At 63.8% G+C, this 3,093-nt stretch carries 3 protein-coding genes; all 3 read right to left on the bottom strand.

Annotated features, from left to right (window positions below; genetic code table 11):
• Nucleotides 1–47: 47 nt before the first annotated feature.
• The 3 genes from ACLQI9_RS32465 to ACLQI9_RS32475 all read right to left on the bottom strand — a co-directional run bounded on the left by ACLQI9_RS32465 (nt 48) and on the right by ACLQI9_RS32475 (nt 3,030).
• Nucleotides 48–782 carry a DUF427 domain-containing protein gene (locus ACLQI9_RS32465; protein WP_442392861.1) on the bottom strand — a complete coding sequence of 245 codons (735 nt, stop codon included), beginning with the start codon at nt 780–782 and terminating at the stop codon, nt 48–50.
• 94 nt (nt 783–876) lie between these two features.
• Nucleotides 877–1,632: an SDR family oxidoreductase gene (locus tag ACLQI9_RS32470; RefSeq protein WP_442392858.1), complete on the bottom strand. Its 756-nt coding sequence runs from the start codon at nt 1,630–1,632 to the stop codon at nt 877–879.
• 168 nt (nt 1,633–1,800) lie between these two features.
• Nucleotides 1,801–3,030 carry an amidohydrolase family protein gene (locus tag ACLQI9_RS32475; protein WP_442392859.1) on the bottom strand — a complete coding sequence of 410 codons (1,230 nt, stop codon included), beginning with the start codon at nt 3,028–3,030 and terminating at the stop codon, nt 1,801–1,803.
• Between the last annotated feature and the right edge of the window lie 63 nt (nt 3,031–3,093).

Below are 3,093 nucleotides of genomic sequence, written 5' to 3' on the forward strand. Positions count from 1 at the left end.
TCCTTGCTGACGGTTGGCGCTGCTGCATGGATCGGGACGGCCCGCTGCTAATTGAAATGGGTGGAAGGCCGGGCCAAGCGGGTGTCGTCGACGAAAATATCGAGCTTCTCGTTGTAGAACGCGATCATCCCGGCGATAGGGGCGACCTCGCGCAGCGGGTAGTCATAGGTCCAGGCGAGATCGGGATACACCGCGTCGCCGATTCTGACTGCCCAGTACTGCGACGTGATTCCTTTATATGGGCATACGGTCTGAGTGCTGGTTGTGTCCAAGCGCCCGAATAGGACGTCCGTGCGGTCGATGTAGTACCGGGTCGGCAGACCCGTCTCGAAAAGCAGCACCGGGCTGTGTGTCTCGGCCAGCACCACCCCGTCGAGTTCGACCCTGATGTGACGGTGAGAACGCAGCGCGTCGACACGGACATAGGGGTTGCGCGGGTGCCCGATGATCGGCTCGTCCTCCTCAACCCAATCGAGTGCGTCCCATTCGAACCGGATGCTGCCCGCGACCGCGCCCGTGTCGTACAGCCGCGCAGCCGACTTCTGTGTGCGTTGGGGCGACGTCAACGAAAATAAGCGTGAGGAGCCGAACTGCAGTTCCTGGACATGGTTCTCGTCATGCAAATACTCCATGCGGACGTCGCCGACGGGCACGTAATACTGTGGGTAGTAGGCGATCTCCCACACGTAATGGGCGCTGGTCGTATCGAATACGAGTGTCCCGTCGACATAGCCCCGTACTCGGCGTGGGACAGGCTCGATGAGGCCGCGTTGCCCCACCATCTGCGGATAGTCCCGATCAGGAGTCCGTGTCTCCGGGATCGTCCGGCCCCCTTTAGGGGCTTTGGCGGACACAGTCATGGGTAACCCTCCTATTTCATGTGACGAACTGCTGTCCGCCGTCAATGTCATACGTCGCACCGGTAAGCGCGGTGTTGCTCATGATGTGGACGGCGAGCGCGGCGACGTCGGCAGGACCCACAACACGGCCGATCGGTAGGGTCGCCCGCAGTTCATTGCGGCGCTCCTCGAGCCGATCACCGAGCAGTGCCGCGGACAACGGTGTGTCGACGAACCCGGCGGCGATGAGGTTGACCCGAACCGGCGCGAGCCCAAGGGCCAGGGCCGCCGTGAACGGTGGCAGCGCAGCGGTGGCCGCCGAGACGATCCCGAGGCCGTGACCGACACGCCGCCCGCCGGTGCCGCCAATGAGCAGCAGCCTGCCGCCAGGCCTCATCTTGGCCACAGCGTTACGCGCGACCTCGAGCGCCAGCACCAGGTGTTCGCTGACCGCGTCGCGCACTTGGGCTGAGTCCATTTCCAGCAGAGGTCCGTAACGCGGGCCGCCGGCGGTGACCATCACATGGTCAATCGGTGCGGGCAACTCCGAAAAGAAGCTCTGCAGAGCAGCCTTGTCATTGGCGTCGAACGCTGCGGTGCGCTGCGCGCCGACGTCCTGGGCCGCTTGTGTGAGTCGGTCGAGATTGCGGCCGGTGATGATGACGTCGGCTCCCTCGGCCCGGGCGCGTCGCGCTGTTTCCAGCCCGATGCCTGCGCTGCCGCCGATCACCACGACAGTCTGCCCCGGCAGCTCCGGTTCGCGCTGAGCCGCAACGGAAGTGGCTCGGCTCATCATGCTTCCTCCGCTGGGTGGAGCTGGAGGCTTTCCTCCACAACGGTGTCATCGTCGGAGGGCGGCAGCTAACACTGGCGTGCCCCGGCTTCTTTGATCATGGTCGCATTCCGCTGCGGATAAATCGACGACGACCTATGTGGCGTCAGATAGGTCGTCATACCTGACTCAGGCGTGGGCGAGCGCGGGCGGCTTGACGGCCTCCGGGTCGGGGTTGGCGAGTGGCAGGCCCATGAAGCGGCGGGCGTTGTCTCCCATGAAGTCATAGGTGCGCCGGGTGTCCATGCCCTCGGCGTACTGCCAATACCGCTTGGGTTCGGCCAGGCCTTCGGGATGCGGCCAGTCCGAGCCGAACATCACCTTGTCCCACCCGACGGTCTGCACGACATCGGCGACGGAACCCTCCCAAAACGGGCTCACCCAGACGTTGCGGCGGAACACCTCGTGCGGATGCTCGGGGAAGTTCTGCGGCATCTTGTTGTACGTCGACTGCAAATCATCGAATAGCGGCTTGATCCACGCGCTTCCGTTCTCCACGCTGGCGATGCGCAGTTTCGGGAACCGGGTCAACGTGCCGTGGCAGATCAGACTGGTCAACATGTCGGCGATCTCCCGGTGACCCAGCGCCGTCCACTTGAATGCGGACATCTCGAACGCACTGCTGGTTGACGGCGGCTCCCACTTGTCGATGTACTCCTGCAGCGGAGGTTGGCTGGCGTGCAACACAATTGGCAGACCTGCATCCTCGACGTCGCGCCAGAACGGATCGAACTCAGGCAGCGCGGGCGAGCGCCAGCCCTTGTAGCCGTTCACCGGCGCCGGCTTGATCAGCGCGACCTTGGCGCCGTTGTCGAGGATGTAGGCGAGTTCGCGTCGGGCTTCGTCGACGATGCCGAGGTTGAGCACCGGTGTCGAATAGACCCGGTCGGCGTGGCTAAAGCCCCAGCGCTCCAGCATCCACTGGTTGAGGGCATGGATGATCGCCACCGTCAGGTCGGGGTCCTCGGCGGCCGAATGCTCGACCAGATTGGCCAGGGTGGGGTAGTTCAGGCACGAGTCGACGCCCTGGCGGTCGAGTTCGGCGATCCGGTCCTCGGGGTTGCGCGCGCCCGGCGGTGTGTCGATGCCACGGCCGGACATCTCCCGCATAGACAGACCCTCCGGGTTCTGGCCGGAGTAGAACTTCTCGTGCGCTCCGGGAGCGGCGACCCGATCGAATGTCGGGTTCGGCATGTAGTCGGTGATCTTGTTCAGGATCGCGATGCGGGTGTGCCTACCGATCTGGACGAACTGCACCTTCGGCTGGAACTGCGTGGGCAGATACCTCGTCAGCGCGTCGGGGGTCTCATACATGTGCTGATCGGCATCGAAGATCGGTGCATCTTTGAACTGGGTCATCGGATTGCCTCTCGCGGCTCGACATACGTCTCGATTAAGAGCTTGACGCAACCAGACGGTTAT

Origin of the sequence: Mycobacterium sp., assembly GCF_052143115.1 — a bacterium.
Classification (GTDB): Bacteria; Actinomycetota; Actinomycetes; order Mycobacteriales; family Mycobacteriaceae; genus Mycobacterium.

Coding starts and splice junctions, on each gene's coding strand:
- ACLQI9_RS32465 (WP_442392861.1), bottom strand. CDS start 782: ATGGTGGGGCAACGCGGCCTCATCGAGCCTGTCCCACGCCGAGTACGG.
- ACLQI9_RS32470 (WP_442392858.1), bottom strand. CDS start 1,632: ATGAGCCGAGCCACTTCCGTTGCGGCTCAGCGCGAACCGGAGCTGCCG.
- ACLQI9_RS32475 (WP_442392859.1), bottom strand. CDS start 3,030: ATGACCCAGTTCAAAGATGCACCGATCTTCGATGCCGATCAGCACATG.